The 20,246-nt window shown below is 60.4% G+C and carries 14 protein-coding genes and 1 pseudogene; 5 read left to right on the top strand and 10 right to left on the bottom strand.

All coding sequences use genetic code 11. The annotated features are described in order from the left end of the window. From PPP56_RS04740 to brxL, 3 genes and pseudogenes are all read left to right on the top strand, one after another. Positions 1–864, top strand: a pseudogene (locus PPP56_RS04740) (hypothetical protein); the annotation flags it as partial. Positions 865–980: 116 nt separating this feature from the next. Next, positions 981–3,566, top strand: a complete 2,586-nt coding sequence (gene pglZ / locus PPP56_RS04735; RefSeq protein WP_353562883.1) for a BREX-1 system phosphatase PglZ type A — start codon at positions 981–983, stop codon at positions 3,564–3,566. Positions 3,567–3,631: 65 nt separating this feature from the next. Beyond that, the gene (brxL, locus tag PPP56_RS04730) at positions 3,632–5,767 is read left to right on the top strand and encodes a BREX system Lon protease-like protein BrxL (protein WP_353562882.1); all 2,136 of its coding nucleotides are present in this window, start codon (positions 3,632–3,634) and stop codon (positions 5,765–5,767) included. Positions 5,768–5,803: 36 nt separating this feature from the next. Here the strand turns inward: brxL and PPP56_RS04725 are convergent, their stop codons facing one another. The 6 genes from PPP56_RS04725 to PPP56_RS04700 all read right to left on the bottom strand — a co-directional run bounded on the left by PPP56_RS04725 (position 5,804) and on the right by PPP56_RS04700 (position 11,877). After that, complete coding sequence (locus PPP56_RS04725; protein ID WP_353562881.1) at positions 5,804–5,929, bottom strand: hypothetical protein; 126 nt, start codon at positions 5,927–5,929, stop codon at positions 5,804–5,806. 105 nt (positions 5,930–6,034) lie between these two features. Further along, positions 6,035–6,187 (bottom strand): hypothetical protein, encoded by a 153-nt coding sequence (locus PPP56_RS04720; protein ID WP_353562880.1) that lies wholly within the window; start codon positions 6,185–6,187, stop codon positions 6,035–6,037. Positions 6,188–6,304: 117 nt separating this feature from the next. Beyond that, a complete protein-coding gene (locus tag PPP56_RS04715; RefSeq protein ID WP_353562879.1) occupies positions 6,305–6,904 on the bottom strand; it encodes a hypothetical protein in 600 nt (199 codons plus the stop codon). A 52-nt stretch (positions 6,905–6,956) separates the two neighbouring features. Beyond that, positions 6,957–10,670, bottom strand: a complete 3,714-nt coding sequence (locus PPP56_RS04710; protein WP_353562878.1) for a DEAD/DEAH box helicase — start codon at positions 10,668–10,670, stop codon at positions 6,957–6,959. Positions 10,671–11,200: 530 nt separating this feature from the next. Beyond that, positions 11,201–11,632 (bottom strand): type II toxin-antitoxin system VapC family toxin, encoded by a 432-nt coding sequence (locus PPP56_RS04705; RefSeq protein WP_353562877.1) that lies wholly within the window; start codon positions 11,630–11,632, stop codon positions 11,201–11,203. Next, positions 11,629–11,877 carry a ribbon-helix-helix domain-containing protein gene (locus PPP56_RS04700; RefSeq protein ID WP_353562876.1) on the bottom strand — a complete coding sequence of 83 codons (249 nt, stop codon included), beginning with the start codon at positions 11,875–11,877 and terminating at the stop codon, positions 11,629–11,631. Before PPP56_RS04700 ends, PPP56_RS04705 begins: the two co-directional genes overlap by 4 nt. Before the next feature lie 450 nt (positions 11,878–12,327). Between PPP56_RS04700 and PPP56_RS04695 the strand changes: the two genes are divergently transcribed. Then, positions 12,328–13,185 carry a cyclase family protein gene (locus PPP56_RS04695; RefSeq protein ID WP_353562875.1) on the top strand — a complete coding sequence of 286 codons (858 nt, stop codon included), beginning with the start codon at positions 12,328–12,330 and terminating at the stop codon, positions 13,183–13,185. 69 nt (positions 13,186–13,254) lie between these two features. On the opposite strand, the gene tadA is transcribed toward PPP56_RS04695, so the two are convergent. Further along, a complete protein-coding gene (gene tadA, locus PPP56_RS04690) occupies positions 13,255–13,725 on the bottom strand; it encodes a tRNA adenosine(34) deaminase TadA (protein WP_353562874.1) in 471 nt (156 codons plus the stop codon). 291 nt (positions 13,726–14,016) lie between these two features. After that, on the bottom strand, positions 14,017–15,294 hold the full coding sequence (locus PPP56_RS04685; protein ID WP_353562873.1) for an arginine deiminase: 1,278 nt from the start codon (positions 15,292–15,294) through the stop codon (positions 14,017–14,019). A 220-nt stretch (positions 15,295–15,514) separates the two neighbouring features. On the opposite strand from PPP56_RS04685, the gene PPP56_RS04680 reads away from it, so the two are divergent. Next, entirely contained in the window at positions 15,515–17,659 is a 2,145-nt protein-coding gene (locus PPP56_RS04680) for a M28 family peptidase (RefSeq protein WP_353562872.1), read from the top strand. A gap of 39 nt (positions 17,660–17,698) precedes the next feature. Here the strand turns inward: PPP56_RS04680 and truA are convergent, their stop codons facing one another. Then, positions 17,699–18,439, bottom strand: a complete 741-nt coding sequence (truA, locus tag PPP56_RS04675; RefSeq protein WP_353562871.1) for a tRNA pseudouridine(38-40) synthase TruA — start codon at positions 18,437–18,439, stop codon at positions 17,699–17,701. A 252-nt stretch (positions 18,440–18,691) separates the two neighbouring features. Then, complete coding sequence (locus tag PPP56_RS04670; RefSeq protein ID WP_353562870.1) at positions 18,692–20,179, bottom strand: peroxidase family protein; 1,488 nt, start codon at positions 20,177–20,179, stop codon at positions 18,692–18,694. Between the last annotated feature and the right edge of the window lie 67 nt (positions 20,180–20,246).

Raw genomic sequence — 20,246 nt, 5'->3', positions numbered from 1 at the left:
GCCGAGCGCGACGACCTGAGCGACGCTGAGCTGCGCGCGCGTTTTCTGGAGGACGACCCCGACGAGGCCCTCTTCAAGATGGAAGTGCCCATCCGGCAGCTCCTCAGCTACGGCATCGGCGTCATGATGGGCCGCTACCGCCTCGGGCACGACGGGCTGCACATCGCCCACCCCGATCCGTCGGACGACGAGCTTGCTCCGTACGACGTACCCACGCCGCTCTGTGGGTCGGAATCCAGCGGCACCGAGCTATTCGAGATCGACGACAACGGCCTCGTCCCGCTCATGGGCCCCGACAGCCCCTTCAGCGACGACGCCACCTACCGCATGCGCGAGATTCTGCGGCTGCTCTGGGGCGAAGACGAAGAAACCCGCAGCATGAATGTCATCAACCGGGCGCTCTCCATCGGGCGCAGCCGCGGCCTAAAGCGCAGCTACGAGAAAACGATGGACGAGTGGCTCGTGGGCGACTTCTACGATGACTACCACAAGAAGCAGTACAGCGTAAACTACTACGGCAAAAAGCCCATCTACTGGCTGTTTCAGAGTCCCAAGGGGCACTTTCAGGTGCTGGCCTACATGCACCGCATGACCAAGTTCACCGCCCAGGAGGTGCGGCGGCAGTACCTGCACACATACCAGGACCACCTGGGCAGCGCCATCGACGCGCTGGAGGCCCTCCCCGAAACCGAGCGCACCGCCAGCGACGTCAAGCAGCTCGACCGCCTCCACGAACAAGCCGCCGACGCCGCCGCCTACGACGAGATCCTGAAAGACGTAGCCAACCAGCAGATCGAGATCGACCTCGACGACGGTGTTCAGAACAACTACCCCCTGTTCGGCAAGGCCCTGGCCGATTTGTAGCGCCCTCGCAACGCCAACGCAGACCTGACAGGTCTTGGAAGCCTGTTGGGTCTGCACCAGCATTGACAGTAACAAACAGAACGCCCTCGCATCCCTAATAACGCCGTTTGGACCTCATGCCTAAGACGCTCGAAAAGCGTGCCGAAGAGCAATTTAATCGCCGCGATGCGCTGCGGGTACTCTTCTTATTCGACCCCGACGAGGACCACCGTGAGGCCATTCGCGCGTGGGATCATCCCGAGATTGAGTGCATCGAGGCCACGCAGCCAGGACTCAGCACCGTCTATCGCATCGAGAAGCAGGGGACTGATGCCAACGTGCTGCTGTACACTCCCAGCCCGCGTCCGCCGGCTGCCGATCTGGGCAGCTACCCGCTGGCCGACCTGCTCATCGCCAACGCCGAACTCACCGTCGACGAAGCGGCCGAGTTGGCCGATGAACTCGATCTACACCCTGAGCAGCGCCGCCTCGTGCAGCAGTACTACGACAGCGACCTGCGCTACAAAAACCGGCGTCGGTTTCTGGGCGGCACACTCAGCCGCGAACGCCTCACCGAAGACCGACTGAAGCGTGGGCTGGCCGCATACTACCTCGATCTGTTTGGCTCAGCTGCGCCTTCGTCCACCAATCATGTCATTGCGGGGGTGTTGATCCGCGCCTGTGATACGGAGGCCTTCACCGACTTTCGAGAAGCCTGCACAGCCCGCGACCTCGACGACTGGCTGGGCCAGCAGATGGCGCAGCGGTTTGCGCTCGACCGTGTTGGCTTCTCACACGAGATGGTGAAGACCGCGTCACAGCGCCTCAAGTACAACCTGCTTACGCAACCCCTCGACACCGTTTCTGCCGACGATCCGTACCGCACTACGTTGCGCATCGAGCAAACGAGTGTGCTCACTCGCATGCGCGACCTGGTCAATGAATGGGAAGCGCACAGCCGGCTGTCCCCATCGTACCAGCAGGTGCTCAATGCACTGGCCCCCGAAGTAGACGAAGCCCGGCTTATGCAAGCCTACGGATCAGAGGCTTCGTTCGGCTATCTGACGCCCGCCTTGCGCCGCGAGCGCCTGCGCCAGGCGGTCGCGCTGCTGCCCGAGCAGCCCGAAACGAGCCAGCAAACCGTGCAATCGCTCCGCAGCAGCGACGACCAGGCAGCCGCCGAAGCCGCACACGTGGTGTGGCACATGGCCGCCTTCTACCGCCATGTTAATGCGCACGCCTCCCTCGACGTTGGCGCCCTCGACGCCTTCGTCGATACCTACACCACCGACCTGCATCGCTGCGATACGCACTACCGCGAGGCGGTGCGTATTATGCAGACAATTCGGCGCGAGCAGTCCAGGTACCGCAGCGTCATCGACGCCGCCTACGAATCCTTTCTGCATGCGTACGCCGACCGGTTTGTGCAGGCAATGAACATTCCCTGGCAGCAGAAGCTGGAGGCCGAGGCGGCGTCCCAGCCGATCCGTGGTGCAATACGCATCCCCTCGCTCGACCAGTTCTACGCGCGACATGTGGCGTCTGTCGAAAAAAAGACTGCAGTAATCATCTCCGACGGATTACGCTACGAAGTGGCCGCAGCTCTCAACAATGCGTTACAGAGCACGCGCCGCAAGCACACTACACTGAACGCAATGCTCGCGCCTATCCCGTCGATTACCTCGCTGGGCAAGGCATGCCTGCTGCCCCATGAGACCTTAACGCTGAATCCCAACGCCACTGGCATCCACGTGGATGGGAATCCTGCCAACAGCACGCGCCAACGCAGCAAACTGCTTAAAGCCCGCCGGTCGGATGCGGGGGTCTTTCGCTTCGAAGATCTGAATGGCCTAACGACCGATGAGGGGCGCGCTCGCATGAAAGAGCACTCGCTCGTGTACATCTACCACGACCGCATCGACCGGTATGGCGACAAAGCCGACACCGAAACCGACACGCCGACAGCCGCCTATGAGACCATCAGCGAGCTGCAGGGCTTCATTCAGAAGCTCAATAACTGGAACGTGCGTCGGGTGCTCATCACCGCCGACCATGGATTCCTGTATGACGACAGCGTCCCCGACGCGATGCAAGAACCGTTTCCATCCACAACGCGCGCCGACGGCACCGAGGGCTATGTGGTACGCCGCAGTCGCTGCGTAGTGGCCGAGGCCATCGCGGCTGATCATGGGTACCAATTCGAAGTCCCCGCAGTAAGTCCGCTGACTGATGCCTGGTATGCTGTGGTGCCGCGTGCGGTCAACCGATACAATCTGTCCGGTGCAGGCAAACGGTATGCGCATGGCGGCGCCAGTCTGCAAGAGCTGGTGGTGCCTGTACTCGAAGTAGAGACTTCACGCACCGACATCGCTGAGAAAGTCGACGTACGACTCCTTACCAGCAAGCACACGATCCTGTCGGGCGTCCTGAAAGCCGAGTTCTTCCAGATGCAATCGATCTCCAACACAGTGCGTCCCCGCACCATCCAGGTGGGTCTATACGACAACCAGGGAAGCCTGATTTCTAACAGTGAAGAACTGGAGCTGGATGTCGTTGCTCCAGAGGATCCGGGGCAGCGCACGCACACCTGCCTGCTTGAACTCATGCCGCAGGCCGATGACTTGAATGCGTGCCGCCTCTGCGCATACGATGTCGACGACCCCCTCAACGCGATCATTGACCAGCCGTTTACCATCCAGCGGCACTTTGGAAGCGACTTCTAATGGGCTTGTCTGCACCAGGTCCGTCCAGATCCGTTCATGCTCCTGTCGTAACGTCTCCGTGTCTTATGTCCGATGCCATACACGAATCAGATGAGCCCTTGGTCGACTCCTCATCGGCCGAATCCAACCTGGGGGCCCTGCAGACAAAGATTGTGCGCGAGTTAGAGGGCAAAGTCGTACGCAAAGACCTCACGCAGCTCGTGAAGGGCAACGCCGTCGTGCCCACGTACGTCCTTGAATACCTGCTCGGCCAGTACTGCCCCACCGACGACGAAGACCTGATCCGCAACGGGGTCAAGAAGGTGCGGCAGATCGTGCGCAACCACTACGTGCACCGCGACGAAGCCGAACTGGTCAAGTCCACGATCCGCCAGCAGAAAGAGCACAAGATCATCGACCGGGTATCGGTGCATCTCAACGAGAATCGAGATATCTACGAGGCAGCGTTCTCCAATCTGGGGATTCGCGGCGTGGAAGTCGCTGAAGAGGTAATCGAGCAGCATCCGAAGCTACTCACCAGCGGGGTGTGGTGCATCGTAGACATGGCGTATCTGCACACCGAAGAAGCCCGCCGCTCCCCGTGGATCATCGAGCGGCTCAAGCCCATCCAGATGGGCAGCTTCGACCTGCAGGACTACAAGGCGTCGCGCAGCCAGTTCACCACCGACGAGTGGCTCGACCTGTTGATTCAGAGCATCGGGCTGAATCCGGCCACCCTCAGCCGTCGCAACAAGCTCTACCAGCTCGTGCGGCTCATTCCGTTCTGCGAGCGCAACTACAACCTGATCGAGCTCGGGCCCAAAGGCACCGGCAAGTCGCACATCTACTCCGAGTTCTCGCCGCACGGCATTCTCATCTCTGGTGGTGACGTCACCAAGGCAAAGCTCTTCGTCAACAACAATACGGGCGACATCGGACTCGTTGGCTACTGGGATGTGGTCGGATTCGACGAGTTCGCCGGTCAGGACAAGCGCGTGAGCCGGGGGCTGGTCGACATCATGAAAAACTACATGGCCAACCGCAGCTTCTCGCGTGGGCGCGACACGATGTCGGCGGAAGCCTCCATGGCATTCATCGGCAACACCGACCGCTCGGTGCCCTACATGATCAAGCATTCGAACCTGTTTGAGCCGCTGCCCAAGGGCTACTACGACCCGGCCTTCATCGACCGACTGCACTTTTACGTGCCCGGATGGGAGGTCGACAAGCTGCGCAATGAGATGTTTACCGACGGCTACGGCCTGATTGTCGACTACCTGGCCGAGGCATTGCACACGTTGCGCGGAGAAGACTTCAGCCTGATGGCCCGCGAGCATTTCGAATTGGACGCCTCCCTCACCAAGCGCGACCGCGACGGCGCTATGAAGACCCTGTCGGGGCTGCTGAAGCTGTTGTATCCGAACAAGCAGTGCCCGAAAGACGAAATGAAGCGTCTGCTGGCGTTTGCAATGGAGGGACGCAAGCGCGTAAAAGAGCACTTGCTTCGCATCGATGAGACGTTTGAAGAGGTCGATTTCCAATTTACAGATCAGGCGAGTGGAGCCGTCACCTCCGTAGATACGCTTGAGTTTCGCCAGTACCCACAGCTTGTCGCCGCCTACGAATCCGATGCAGATAGAGCCACGGGCACAAGCGTTTCGGTGCCCGATCGTCCTGCCGACCCGGGCAGCGAGCCTGAAACAGAGGACCCAGTGCTGGAAAGCGGGAGGCAGATAGAGGTGATGGAGAACCAGAAGGGTATCTCTTACGAGATGCTCTTTGCCCCGTACCTGCGCGAAGCCAATAAGATTGAAATCATTGACCCGTACATCCGCGCTTACCATCAGGTCAAAAACGTAATGGAGTTCTGCGACATGCTCCTCCGCACGCGCCCGGAAGGCAATGAGGTGGACGTTCACCTCATCACTGGCGCCGACACCGACAACCAGGAGGAGCAGGAGCAATTCTTAGATGAGCTCGCCGACAGCCTTGCGGGAACGGGCGTTCGGTTCACCTACGAGATCTCGTGGGAGAGTATGCACGCCCGTTCCATTAAAACCGACACTGGATGGAAGATCAGCTTAGACCGCGGGCTCGATATCTTTCAGCCCCCCACTAACCGCTTCGATCGGGGCCGCGTCAACCAGGAAGCTCGCCGCTGTAAGCCCTTCGAAGTCACCTATCTACGTAATGAGGACGTGTCGTTGCAGGGTGGAGCGTAGGTAGGACGTCCAGTTGGGACACGCTCTTAGTAACGATTAAAAGGGCAGGTCGTCTGAGTGGCTTGCATCCCATGCCTGGCGAAATGCCGCCTTGTTGTACTCGGCTTCGTCCTCATACTGCCGAGCATGGATGGTGGAGACCTCAGACCGAGCGATGTCCATCTGCTCGTCGTTGGGGAGCTGTTTGAAGGCCTGTGTTTTCTGATGTGCGAGCTTCGCAAAAATGGCCGTAATGTACGCAGAGGGTCGCTTGATCCAATCGTATCCTTACACTGACCCATCCTGGTGCTCAACGATTATGTCGCTCCCGCCTTCGATATGAGATAGCGAATTGGTGCGGTACGTGCGTCCGACCCAGAAAACATCTTCGACCAAGCGATCAGGAAGCCCAATGTATACGCGTTCATTTCCGTTTTCCATGGGAAGAGAGCTATTATCAGTAAATGCTCTTTTTAATTCAGTATACGCCTTGTTTGCACCATCCTCAAGGTGCAGGTAAGACAAGACTACATGCATGAGCAGCCTCTACATGGTCCTCTACACAAACACCGCAATCGCGATGTTGAGAAGCACCATGCCACCAACAACCAGCAGCAGAAGCCGCAGATGCTGTTTGGTATCGGTAAGGGCCTGCTCTTGCTGCTGAAGCGCCTGCTGGTTGGTGCGTACTGCCGATTCCAGGGCGTTCTGATTGGTGCTCACCTGACCAAGACGATCCTTGACGTCGCTTACCTGGTTACCGGCCTGAATGATACGATCGCCGTTGGACTGAATCCGGTCGATGATCGCTCGTTGCTGCTCACTATGGCGATTAATGGTTTCGTTGAGTTTATTTTGCGAGGCGTCGAGGGTTGTCGTGGACTCCTGGATGCGGGCTTCCATTGATTCGAACCGCTCGGGGAAGTCTACGTCGTCAATCTGTTCGATAAGAGCAGCCGTAGCCTCGGCCAGGTCTTTCGTGGCGGCCTGCACATCGCGAGCAGCTTCCGCAGCCTCCTGTGCGGCCTCTTTGCTCGATTCGATATGCTGAATCGCCGAATCCAACTGCTTCAGCTCGCGCTGCAGTGTCTGGAGCGACTGGCTTACGTCGGGCACGCTGGCGAAAGACGTCGATCCGGTATCGTTTGAGGTTGACATAGAAGGAATATGTGTTGGAATCAACAAGCGTGAAAGAAGGGGCTACATTCTGCTACACAGCTACCGGCTCATGCGGGGAGTTTCCCAGAAAGTCTGCATTGAACTGCTCAAGCCAGTCGGCATGCACACGGGCAATTTCTTCAGATACAAGCCCTTCGAGCTCACGGTCGTAGCGCAGTAGCCATTCGCTGTAGGTATGCAGCGCTGAGAGGATGTCGCCGTGCGAAAAGTCCTTGACCTCGCGGAAGCAGCGCCACCCGTCTTCCATGTCGCGGCGGAAGGTGTCGTAGGTTCCTCCGTCGGTTAGGCAACGTGTAAAGGCGCGTAGAAGGTAGAGCGCGCCGTTGTCGGTGTAGGTGGTGAGCAGGCGGTCGCACGCCCCACGGAGGTGGTTGACTTTGTCGTCTACGCCCTCGGTCTTTTCCATGTAGTGCCAGACCAACTCAAGCGAGAAGGTGCGGTCATCAATGGCTTTCTGCAGTTCGGGCAGGTAGCGCGAGTTGAAGTAGGTATTGACGCGCGTTCTGAATTCGCCATCGTTTTCCAGACCGGCTTGCACAGCTTCCTCCATCGTCCGCATGGCCGCCTGCCGCTTCGCTGCGATCTGATCGTAGACAAAGTCGATCACGTAGCCAATGCACTTGTGAAGCGTAGTTTTTCCTTCGGTTTCGCGAACCTCTTGGGGAATGCGGCGCGCTTTCTCAGGGGATACATACCGACCGATGTAGGTCTGCACGGCATCGATAAAGCCTTCGTCCCCGACGTCTTGGATCGTAGCCTCAATGATTCCACGCCGGTAGTCAACGGTGTAGTCTTGAATCAGCCCAACAGTTGAAAGGCGGTAGACTGCCCGAAACGTATCGTCTTGGTTCCGACGCCGTCGGTACTGGCGCTGCAAGAAGTCGTCGTGCTCTTCAACCGAGTTGTAGGGCGGCCAATCGTTATGCTTTCTATTGTACGCCCACTTGAGCTTCTTGACGATGTCTTTGGCCTTGCGCGCCTTCCGGCATGCGAACCGGACGATGGATTTGTTGAACCCGCGGTCGACCTTGGTTTTGAGGTGCTGCACGATCTCTTCGGTTGGCGTCTGGCCTTCAAAGTCGATCTCTACAGGACGTGTCTCGCCTTCTTTCATCTCCTGAAGCAGGGCCAGAAGGTCCGTATCGTTCTCGCCTACCGCGCCGGTGAGCACGTCCAGAACAATCTGCTTTTCCTTCTCGAGCCCCTTGAAAGAACCGTTGTGAAAGAAGCGAAGCAGTTCAAGATCGGTGCTTACCGCAGGCTCATTTTCAGGCTTTTCCACTTCTAACCCTGAATACAGGATCACGCAGCGCGATGCATCGCCATCACGACCCGCACGCCCAGCCTGCTGGTAATACGATTCAATGGACTGCGGGATGTTCATGTGCACCGTGTACCGGATGTTGGGTTTGTTGATACCCATGCCGAATGCCTTGGTGGCAACCAGCGTGTGGACCTTGTTGTTGGTAAAGCGCTGCTGCGCACGGGTGAGGTCTTCGTCGCTTTGGCTTTGATTTGAGCTGGCAAACGTTCCCACCTTGTCTCGTAGCGGCTGAACGCTCCTCACCGCGCTTGCGACTTGATCCACGCCGAATTTGCCATTGGCATGCGGCGTGAATACCAGCCCGGCCTGGGTGTCATTATCATGCAGATCAAAGAAGTCCTTTGGGGAGCTGTTCGTATCGCCCGAAAAGAGATCATGATCGGGCATATTTGCAATCAAATCTTTCAACGCCTCCTTTTTGGCGCTGTAGGTTGCTTCCTTCTTGTCCCATGCGTCCGCGTTTTCGTCGAGATCCTCCACGGGCACGTTGACCACGTCAAAGTGAAGCTCCTTCCGCTCCATAGAAGCAGGCGTAATCGTCTTCGTCTCCTCCCCAAACTCCAATTCGCGGCGCACATCGGCCAGCACGTCAAACGACGCCGTGCCGGTAAGTGCAATGATGGGTAACGTGTCTGGCCAGCCATGGTCGCAGTGGGCGCGCACATTCGGGCCAAGCCGCAGATACGCCGGACGAAAGTCATGTCCCCACTCGGACACACAGTGGGCTTCATCGACCACGCAGTACGCAATCGGACACTCCAGCGTGCCGAGATAGTCTCGAAACTCCTGAATCTGTAGGCGCTCCGGCGCGACAAAGGCAAACTGGCAGCGCCCGGCCTTCATGTCTGTCTGAGCCTGCTTGCGCTCTTTTGCGTTCAGCGAGGAGTTGATAAACGCGACGTGGCCAATCCCTGCCTCTTCGAGGTTGGCCTTCTGGTCTTGCATGAGCGACTTCAGCGGCGACACAATCAGTGTAAGGCCTGGCTGCAGCAAGGCCGAAAGCTGATACGTGAGCGATTTGCCCGCACCGGTGGGGAGCAAGCCAATCACATCGCGTCCCGGAAGCGTCTCGCAGAGAATATCGACTTGTTTGGGGCGATAGGTGCGCTTCCGAAAAAGATTCCGAAGCAGGTAGAGCAGGGCTTGAAATGCGGGCTCTCCCTCGGCCCGGGTATCATCCAGGGGCGGATCGACAGAGACGTATTTTTCCTTCGTTTCGTTTTCAGCATCGCCTTCGATCCACCGTTTCTCTTTCTCAGGCGGTGGCGGATCGGGGAGCGTATAGGAAATAGGCGCTCCACCTGCGATATGGTGGGCTTCCGTAGGTGCATAAGCCGACCGGAGGACTGCCACCGGTGCATCAATGCGAGATGAGTCCAACGTATTCAGGCGAGGATGTAAGAGCACTGAGGTATCGAGCACCACATCCGCACCCGCAAACAGGTCTTGGGTCTCGGCCAGATCTAACGGGTCGCCGTCAAACGCGATATCTGCGGGCGCAGCCTCCCGCGTGAGAGCGCTGCACGCGCGATCACGGGCTACCCGTAGGTCAATGTCTGGCACGGTGCGATCTTCGCCTCCTAAGTCGATCAGGGCGCCTAACAGCTTCCTGAGGTCATCGATGGCTAAGCGAGCGCCCGGGAGGTCGCGCTCTACGACCACGATCTGCCAAGTGTCCTGGTCAAGGCTTAGAAGCGATGTCCGGGCAAGCCGAATCAGCGCCTTCTGGATGCGAGCGACATGGATGGGGAGAAGCGCCAAGAGCATCCAGTTGCGCCCGACTTCTGTGTTGAAGAGCGGGGTCTTGTAGTTTGTCGCCAACAGTTTGACGTACGGATGGTCCTCTAAAGCCCCCTGAATGGATTCTGTAGCTTCATCAGAGAGAGAAGATGTGTCTTCTGCTCGGATACGACCTGTTGTCCACCCCGCCTGCTGACAGGCTCGGTCACGCTTGGCGTCAAGCTTCTGTTGGGTTTTTCCATGGTAGGCCTCGCCATCCACCTCCAGAATAAGGCCCTGTGCTGTACGAGGCAGATCGGGGAGGGCAAGAGCAAAATCGACCCGCTGATTAGTAAACTGGTGCTGCCTGCTATCTGGAACGATCGTATCCATCCTACGCTGCGGCTGCGTGACCTGCGGAGCCCATGCACCAGCTGCCGATGGCAGTCCTTGGCGCAGAAACGTCCCCTCGGCGTCGCTATCAAGCTGGGCGCTGCGGTCGGCTGTAACCTTTTCAGGCGTGGTGCCGGGCATAATCGGAGCCAGTGCTAAACGCAGAAGCTCATGGTCGGCCTCGGTGACTGCACGTGTGAAGGGAAACGAGATCGAACTGTTTGAGGGAGCTTCCTCTGTCCATTCTATTTCTGAGGCAAGGGCCCGTTCGACATTGACCGGAGCCAGCGTAGGGAGCCCGCGCGACACAATGTTGCTCGCGACGGCAAGAAGAGATGCTGCGAGACCGTTATCACCCTCTGCGAGATCCTCTTCATACCTTTCCTCAGCATACCCTTCTTCACTGCAGACCGAAAGGTCGAAGGCAGTCAGCCGATTGAGGAGTACACCAGCTAAGGGATCGTCTTGCGAGCTTAGGTGCTTTCGGACAGCGGAGAGGCAATACCCAGCGCGTATGAGTGACATGGAAGTGGATTAAAAGACGAAAAGTATGGTGCTTGGTTGGTAGAGGTATCAACACACCAGGACATAACATGTTGTAAAAATGCAATATCTCACCGCAAATCAGAGGTTCAAATTGTAACGTCCCTCCTCCGCTCAAAGGCACTCTACTCAAAGGCAACCTATCCTGCATGAAAATAGCATGTTGACTTATTCTCACTACCAGGGCAAAACAAAAACAGGAAGGGTGGAACAAAGGGGGCGCCCGCCGTCCTTGAATAGAGGGATACGATCTTGTCCTGTTCGCTTAGCATCTTGCTTAGCGTAGCCAACCGGCCTTAGCTGGAAAACCAGTTCTCAATGTGCATATCCCCTGTTAGCGCCTCATAGGCCTCAAAGTCGGATGTATTGCGCGTAACGAGGATAAGCGACCGAGTGGCGGCTATAGCTGCGATCTGCCCGTCTACGAACGGTTGTGTACGTCCCTGCGCCTCCAGCTTAGCCCGTGCCTCCCCGTGCCAGCGCGCGGCCTCGCGGTCATACGGAATGACAGGCATGGACGGGCGAACGACCTCCGCAAGGTAGTCGGCCATATATTGGCGGCGCTTGCCTTCTGGCATCCGACAGGCGCCATAGACGAGTTCATGCCAGGCTGGAGCGGGCAAGGCCACTTCACCGCTGTGTGCATCCAATCGGTTTACGACAGCAGCATTCGGCTCGGGGCGGGCCGGTTCGGAGATGATATTCGTGTCCAGGAGGTAGCGAATCACAGGCGTACCTCGCGTCCAGGATCATCGCTGCGCAAGCCGCTGATGTCGTCCTTGGTGAGTGGCGACGGCCCATGCCGGTCGCGGAAGCGGCGGTAGGCGGTCCCAAACGAATCCGGCTGTTCGGCCACGGCCCGCTCCAGCAGCAAGATGGCTTGTTGGTTCAAGCTGCGACGTTCGGTATCAGCCAATTCCCGAATGCGGTCCATCACCTCCTCGGGAATGCCTTTCAGCGTGAGCGCAGACATAGGCAGAATGAGTGGCTTGGCAAATATGGTGTGTTATGGTTGCGTATTGCACCGATTTGTACAGTATCTGTCGCAATCGGTTCGCTTGTAGGGTTTGCTTGTAGACCAGGCCTCCTCTACCGATGCAGATCGAATCCCTCGGCGTCAACCGCGGTTGGCGCATGCGGAAAAAGTCAAATGATTTGTCTGCTCTGGCAATCTAACCACTTGGGGCTCCCCTATGTAAGATGTTCAAACTTTCCCTGGCCCATTGCTTGAGCTATCGTACTTGCTCCACCGGCCCAAGTAAACCGCGATGCATAACACGACTCGCTGGCACGGTCTCCTCAACGTTGAGGCGACGGGACGAAAACAACGTCTTCTGTGTCCACACAGCTTGCAATCGGCCCCTGCATTGTTCATCTTTACTTCAACAGCATCATGCTCTCTGCTCAAGCACTGCCCTCTGGTATGCTACGTGCCCTGCCTTCCGGTCTCTTCGCCGCTCTTCTTGTTTTTGTGCTAACGGGATGCGAAGCCCCGTCGCCCGATGCCGATCTTTCGGAGACGTCTGGTGCGGCCGCAGCTGCTTTCCCCGATGGCGAGCTGGTCGACCTCTCGCATCCCTTTAACGACGAGAGTATCTACTGGCCCACCGCAACGCAGGAGTTCGAGCTCGAAGAGGAGTTTGTAGGCGATACCGGAAATTACTTTTACGCTTCGCATGTTTTCCGCGGCGCAGAGCACGGCGGGACGCACATCGACGCCCCGTTTCACTTCGCCGAAAGCGCTGAGGCGGCCGAGGAGCAGTTCACCGTCGAGGAGATTCCGATCGAGCGGCTCGTCGGTCCAGCGGTGGTCATCGATGTGAGCGAACAGGCGACCGACGACCGCCTCTATCAGGTGCAGGTATCGGATTTTGAGGCCTGGGAGACCGAGCACGGCCGCATCCCCAACGGGGCCATGGTGCTCTTGAACACGGGCTCGGCGCAGTTCTACCCCGACCGCGAGGCGTACATGGGTACCGCAGAACGCGGCGAGGAGGCGCTGCCCGACCTGGCGTTTCCAGGTCTGCATCCCGACGCTGCAGAGTGGCTGGTCGCGAACCGGTCTGTCAGCGCCGTCGGACTCGACACGCCGAGCATCGACTACGGACCGTCAGAGGATTTCGCGGCCCACCGGATTCTCTTTCCGGAGAACATCGCGGTCTTTGAGAACCTTACGAACCTCAACGATCTGCCTCCTACGGGTGCGCACCTGATCGCCCTTCCCATGAAAATTGAAGGGGCGGGCGGCGCGCCGCTTCGGGCAGTAGCGGTGTTGCCGTAGTCGTGCGCACCTGACGCTCAAAATAGCATGGCACGTCAGAACCGTAGTAGGACACGGCGCGCCGTGTCCCTACGCCCGTTTCGCACGAAAAAACGCCCGCAGCATACTGGAGGCGCGCCCGGCTTCGAGTCCGCCCACGACGTCGATCTGGTGGTTCAGGCGCTCGTCCTGTCCGATGCGAAAGAGCGTATCCACCGCGCCCGCTTTTTCGTCGTAGGCGCCGAACACCAGACGCTTCAGCCGGGCGTGCACCAGTGCCCCCGCGCACATCGGACAGGGTTCGAGGGTGACGTATAGCGTACAGTCGTGCAAGAACTTGCGTCCGAGCGTATCGCAGGCCGCCGTCACCGCCATGATCTCGGCGTGGGCGGTCGGGTCGCCCAGCTGCTCAACGAGGTTGTGTCCACGCCCCACCACACGCCCGTCGTGCACGATCACCGCGCCGACCGGCACCTCGTCGGCATCAAAGGCACGTTCGGCCTCGCGAAAGGCCTTCTGCATCCATTTGCGGTCGGCGTCAAGGAGCGAGGATAGGGACATGGGGATGCGAAAGGGGTACTGTTATCTGAGGATGGCAGCGGGACAGATGTTCAACGGGGCATTAGAGGCACAGCAGGTAGACGGTAGCCGGAAACAGGGAGCGGGACGCAAGAGCCTGGTATGTTGACGGCTTGATTGCCCCCCAGGAATACGTCCTCCCGACGGTCGGAGCGCTCCGAGCAGCTCCACTGGGCTGCATCTTCCGGCTCTCTTTCTCTGAACGCAGAACGTGCATCCTTTGCCCGATCACCCGTTGCCCGATCACACGTTGCCTGATCACACGTTGCCCGATCACACCTCGTGAATCGACGTGCGCGCCAGCGGCAGCGTCATGCAGCGGGGGCCACCGCGTCCGCGCGAAAGCTCGGTACCGGCCAGTTGAATGGCCAGCTTCTCTTCGCCCGGCGTAAACGTGCTGTCCTGGTAGTACGACAGGAAGTTCTCGGCTGATACGACGCGGTAGCCGTGCTTGCGCAGCTCCTCGAAGGTGCGGCGGTTGCGTTCGTATCCCACAATAACACCCGGCGCGACTGCAAACACGTTGGCGCCGTCGGTCCACTGCTCACGCTCCTGGTTGAGCCGCTCGCTGCCGCCACACGGAATAAATTTCAGGTCGCGGTCGATGAGGTCGCCCAGCACGTCGCGCAGGTTCGGACGCATGTCGGTGATGAACTGGCCCGGCTCGTTGCCCTCGGTAAGGTGCACTGCATAGCCGTAGCTCGGGTCGTCGACCAGCGGCGGAAAGGCCACGCACTCGTTCGGCGAGGCAAACGTAAACACCGTATCCAGGTGCATCGTGGAGCGGCGCTTTGGCAGATCCACCGCCAGCACGTGTTCGATGGGCGTGTGCTCAAACACCTGGTGCGCAATCGCCATGATGGCGCCGAACGAGGTGCGCTCGGAGTGCCCCACGAGCAGCACGTCGGGGGCCGCCATGAGCAGATCGCCGCCTTCGAAGGTCACGCCCTCAGGCAGCGTAATCACTCGGTCGCTCACATCGTCAAAGAACGGGTGGTGGTGCAGCAGCACCTGCATGATGATGCTCTCGCGCGAGCGCGCAGCTGTAGCTGCATGGCTGATCACGATGCGATCGTGCACCACCGCCGCCAGGTCGCGCGTGAACATGAGGTTCGGCAGGGGCGGCAGCGTAATCGGCAGGGGCGACTCGCCGGTCAGCGCCAGGCTGTGCAGCTCGCTCGGCGTAAGCTGCTTCAGGTCGTGACGCACCGCCTGGATGTTGGTCTCTGGCATCACGCGGCAGAGCCGGTCGATGAAGTCGGCGCGCGCATCCTCCTGCTGAAATACGTTCAGCAGCAGCTCGCTCACCTGTAGCACAGCACCCGGCTTGTCGACTACCTTCTCAAAGAGCGTGCACATGAGCAGGTGCTCATCGCGGGCGTGCCCCAGAAACAGAATATCGTCAAAGAGCAGGTCCAGGCGATTGTCGGGCGCTACCAGCTCCATCTCGTGGCCCGGTGTATGCACCAGCACCTGTTCGAGCGGCATGGATTCGGTGTCTACCTGAAAGGTGGCCGACGTCGGACGCGGCGGAGCAACGGTATCGGGCATATGGCGCGGGGTGCGTGCTTGGGGAGAAGAACATGTCGGAGTGATACTGGAAGCGCTTCTGGCCTGCCTCTGTCGCGATGCGGTGTGCAGGGAGTAGCTTCTCTCATGCCCGTACGTGCACAGCGCAGAAAAGTTAATCCCTCTTGTATTTGAGTTTGATGGAAACGCCTGCGATACTGCAAAACGCCCCCGCCTCGTTCTCCTCGACGCTATTTGCCTTATGACCTGGCTTCTGCACACCTGGCTCCGCTCGCTCTCTGTTAGCGGTCTTCTCATTGCCTCGCTCTTTGCTGCCTCGCTCCTTGCTGCCCCGCTCGCCGCTCCGGCGCAGAGCCTGACGGGGTTCACGCCCGAGCGAGCAGCTGCGCAAGAGGCGTGTGAGGCCGAGCTGCTTGCGCTTCCCGACAGCAGCACCTTCCGCACGCACCTGCAGGCCCTTACCGAGGAGCCCAACCCGGCAGGCACCGCGGCGAACGAGCGGGTCGCGGAGTACATCGCCGCGCAGATGGAAGCCGCCGGACTCCGCGTCGACCGCTACCCGTACGACCTCTACATGCCCGATCCGGAGTCAGCCACCGCCTCCGTCGCGCTGGTCACGCCGCAGCGGATGCCCCTCGGCATGCAGGAAGACATCCTGCCCGAAGACCCGTTCTCCGATCACCCGGATCTGCGCCCCGGCTGGAACGCCTACTCCGGCTCGGGCACGGTAACCGCTGAGGTGGTCTATGCAAACTACGGGCGTATCGAGGACTTCGAGCAGCTCGATGCGATGGACGTCGATCTGTCGGGCAAGATCGTGATTGCGCGCTACGGCGGTAACTTTCGTGGCTACAAGGCCAAGTACGCCGAGGAGCGCGGCGCGGCCGGACTCATCATGTACACCGACCCGGCCGACAGTGGCTACATGCAGGGGCTCACTTATCCGGAGGGGCGCTACGTGCATGAGAGCGGCATCCAGCGCGGGTCGATCCTAACTCCGCTTGGCGGCGACCCGCTCACGCCCGACGGCCCGGCGCTTCCTCTGGACCACCCCGACAGTCCCGAGCGCCTCGATCCCGATGAGGCCGATCTGCCCCGCATCCCTGTGGCTCCGCTGTCGTACCGCTCGGCGCAGGAGATCCTCTCGCGCATGAACGGCGATGCCGTACCAGCTGGCTGGCAGGGCGGTCTCCCGTTTACGTATCGCGTTGCCGGGGGCGAATCGCTCACCGTTGAGCTGGCCGTCGACCAGCCCAAGGGCATAACCCGTGCCACCAACATCATCGGCGTCGTTGAGGGCACCACACGCCCCGACGAGTGGATCATTCTCGGCTCGCACTTCGACGCCTGGGCCTTCGGCGCCACCGACCCGAACAGCGGCACGGCCATGCTTCTGACCCTGGCCGAAGCGCTCGGCACGCTCGCTGAAGGCGACTGCGCGCCTCGCCGCAGCATCCTCATTGCGCACTGGGACGCCGAGGAATACGGCATTCTGGGCTCGATCGAGTGGGTGCGCCAGCTACAGGAGCAGTTGGATGCGGGCGCCGTAACCTACATCAATGCAGATGCTGCCGCCACCGGACGTACCTTTCGCGGGGCAGCTTCGCCCTTGCTAAAGGGGCCCATCCTCGACGCCGCACGTGCTGTCGCGCATCCCGATAACGATACCAGCACCGTCTACGACCACCTGGCCGCTCGCTCGGGCGACGCCGACACCGCTCTCGGCAATCTGGGCGGCGGCTCCGATCACGTCGGCTTCGTGACCCATCTGGGCGTGCCGTCTGCCGCGGTCTCGATGTCGAGCTCCACCCCGATCTATCACTCCAACTACGACTCGTTTGCCTGGTACGAGCGCTTCGGCGACCCGACGTTCACCGGCGGCCCCACGCTGGCCCGCCTCGACGGCATCCTGGCCCTGCGCTTTGCCAACGCGGACGTGCTGCCTTACGACGTGGCCCGCTACGCTCAGGACACGCATGCGCACCTGGATGTGCTGGAAGAGGTGGCCGCCGAGCATGAAATCAACTTCGATGCGGCTGCGCTTCGCACGGCCGTGGAGCGCATCGAGCAGTCGGCCCACGCCTACGAGTCAGCCCGCGATGCCTACGTAGACGAGGGACGCTCCGCATCCCCCGAAATAAACCAGGCCCTGTTACAGCTGAGCCGGGCGTTTATTCACGCTGAGGGCCTGCAGTCCGGAGGCATCCATCGCTCGCTCTACGTCTCGCCCGATCCGTTTAGCGGGTACGCCTCGTGGATGCTGCCCGCGCTACGCTACGAGCTGGAAACGGGTGCCGCCGACCTTGGCGTGTGGATGGACCGCTACGAGGCTGCGTTTGCCGAGCTGGCCGACCGCATTGAGGCGGTAACGGCGCAATTGCAGTAGAAACCATTCCGTAGAGACCTCCCGAGACGTCTCTACGGGTTATGCCTCGTACTCCACACGCTCCAGCACCAGGCCCTCGGGAGGCATGGCGGGGCCGGCTTCGCGGCGGTCTTTGGTTGCTAAGACGCGCGGCAGATCGTCGACGGGCCGCCGCCCCTGCCCGATGTCGATCAGTGTACCCACAATGGCCCGCACCATGCCGTGCAGGAAGCGCGAGCCTTCTATCTCGAAGCGCCAGTCGCCACAGTCGGTTTCTTGTACCCATCGGGCGTGGCGGATCGTGCACACGCGGTTTTCGGTGTCGGACTGCACGAGGCAGAACGCCCCGAAGTGTTTCTCACCGACCAGATCGGGGGTCGCCTGCCGCATCGCGTCGAAGTCGGGCACGGGGCGCACGTAGGTGCGGGTGCGGCGGTCCAGCGCGCGGGGCTGCGTGCACAGGTAGTAATGGTAGCGCCGCCAACGGGCGTCGTAGCGGGCGTGGAAGTCGGCGTGCGTCGCTGCCACCTGCCGCACGGCGATACCCGGCGGCGTAAGCGCGTTCAGGCTGCGGCGCAGGCGATGCGGATCGGTGCCGTCGGGCACGTCAACGTGGGCGACCTGTCCGCGGGCATGCACCCCGGCATCGGTGCGCCCCGACCCGGTGAGGCGGGGGGCCGTACTGAGCACGGTGTCGAGCGCCTCCTCCAGCGCGCCCTGCACGGTACCCACATCGGGCTGCACCTGCCAGCCGTGAAAGTCGGTTCCGTCGTACTCGATGCGAAGGCGCAAGCGCGGCATGGTGAGGGTCTGTTGATTGAGAAAAGCCCAGGTGCTTCCTGTAGACCCAGCAGCGCCATGCGTTCCTGTTCTCCTTGAACCGCCCCCACCTCGCAAAAAACACCACCCGTGCAGGCGCCGTGCAAGACGCCTACAACGGGTGGCAGATGTACATCCGGACCGATAGCTCGAAGCGCTGCTGCAGGATACTGCCGAAAGACATAGCTGAAAGACATAGCTGCATTCAGCGGTCACGGCTATGCGGAACCGCGGTTATGCCGGAACCGGATCGGGCTGCATTACCTCGAAGGTAAGCATCTCACCGAGCGTAGTCACCCCCACGCCTTCGTCGGGATGCCAGCTGCGGTTCTGCGCCAGGTACGAGCGGCTGTCGAGCTCCAGCAGCCCGATGATCGTCTCCGCCACGATGCGAGCGCCCACCGGGCCCAGTCCCTCGCGCTCCTCAAAGAGCCCCGGCTCAGTTTCGCGTCCGATGCGCTCTGCTTCTACCAACAGGTAGAACCACAGCGGCGTACCCGAACTCAGGTCGATCGTTGCATCTGCCGAGTTGGCAATGTTCTGGGCGGCGGTAGACACATGGTCGATCTCATCATCGGGGCGTTCCATGGCATGCGCAATCTGCTCCCCCGACGGGAGCAAGAAAGCCTGCCCGCGCAGCAGGTTGCGCGTAGCCAGCGACGCCTCAGAGGGCGGTTGGATAAACGGGAGAGCGAGCAGATCGGGCGAGAGCTTGCTGTCGAGCTTCTCGGCCATCTGCACGTTGCGGTCGGCGGTTGTGTCGGCCAGTTCATACCAGTCGACAACCGCCGCCTCGGCACTGAGCGGCGTGAACCCCCGGCCGAGCGTCGGCCCGAACACGTGGTGCGTCGGGTCCGAGCGCCGGATGTGGATGCGCAGCGGAATCATGGAGTGTCCAAACCGATAGGCAGCCGTAGCAAACTCGATCGGCACGAACGGTACGCTCGTGTCGGTACAGAAGAACCGCCGCCCATTCCCCAGAATGTCGTCGACCACGGCCTGTCCGCACATGGCCGTGAGGAAGTCCTCGACCACAACCCACTGGTAGTGCCAGGTCGTCAGGCGACGAGCGGCCTCGTAGAGATCGTGCCCGGAGAGGGCCGCGCCGTTCTGAGCGCCACTGTGCAGCGTATCGACTACGCGGTTGTGGAAGCGCAGCATGGCCAGGTGCATCTGCGAGATGATGCGGTTTTCGTCGTTGCGCGGGTCGCCGATCAGGGCGATGCCATGCGCCGTACGCGCCAGGTCTTCAGCGGCCAGGTCTGCCGGCTGGGGTGCGCCGCCGACCTGTGCGGCGGTACCGTCGGCACCGGTGATGAGCTTCACCCCGGCGAACTCGCCCGACGCATGGTAGAGATACGCACTGGCTTCGGGGCCGCTGCCGTATACGGAGTCAAGGTCGAGCGTGGGCGTACGCACATTCGGCGTTTCGCTTTCGTCGTTGACCTCCTCCAGGCTCGACGTCACGTCAAGCGTGATGTCATGATCAATAAACTGCCCGAAGAACACCTGCCCGACAGCCACCGACGACGTGCGGTCCGACGACGTACCGCCGTCCATAGGGCCCCCTGGGGCGCCGAGGCGGCGCAGGTGGTCGGGACGCACGTACAGGGGCGGCCGGCGAAACATACGCCCAAAGCGATCGCCCCGCGCTCCTTCGTGTCCGTACTGACAGAACGCGTGGATGCCTTTCAGGCTGGTCATTCCATGATGATGAGACATAAGAGCACCTCTTTACAGTCCAGTGTATAGTCCAATGAAACGGTACCGAAGCGATACATGCAGGCAA

Source organism: Longimonas sp. (assembly GCF_040409695.1).
Lineage (GTDB): Bacteria > Bacteroidota > Rhodothermia > Rhodothermales > Salinibacteraceae > Longimonas.
The sequence above is the reverse complement of the archived record's forward strand: the minus strand, read 5'-3'. Positions and strand labels throughout refer to the sequence as shown.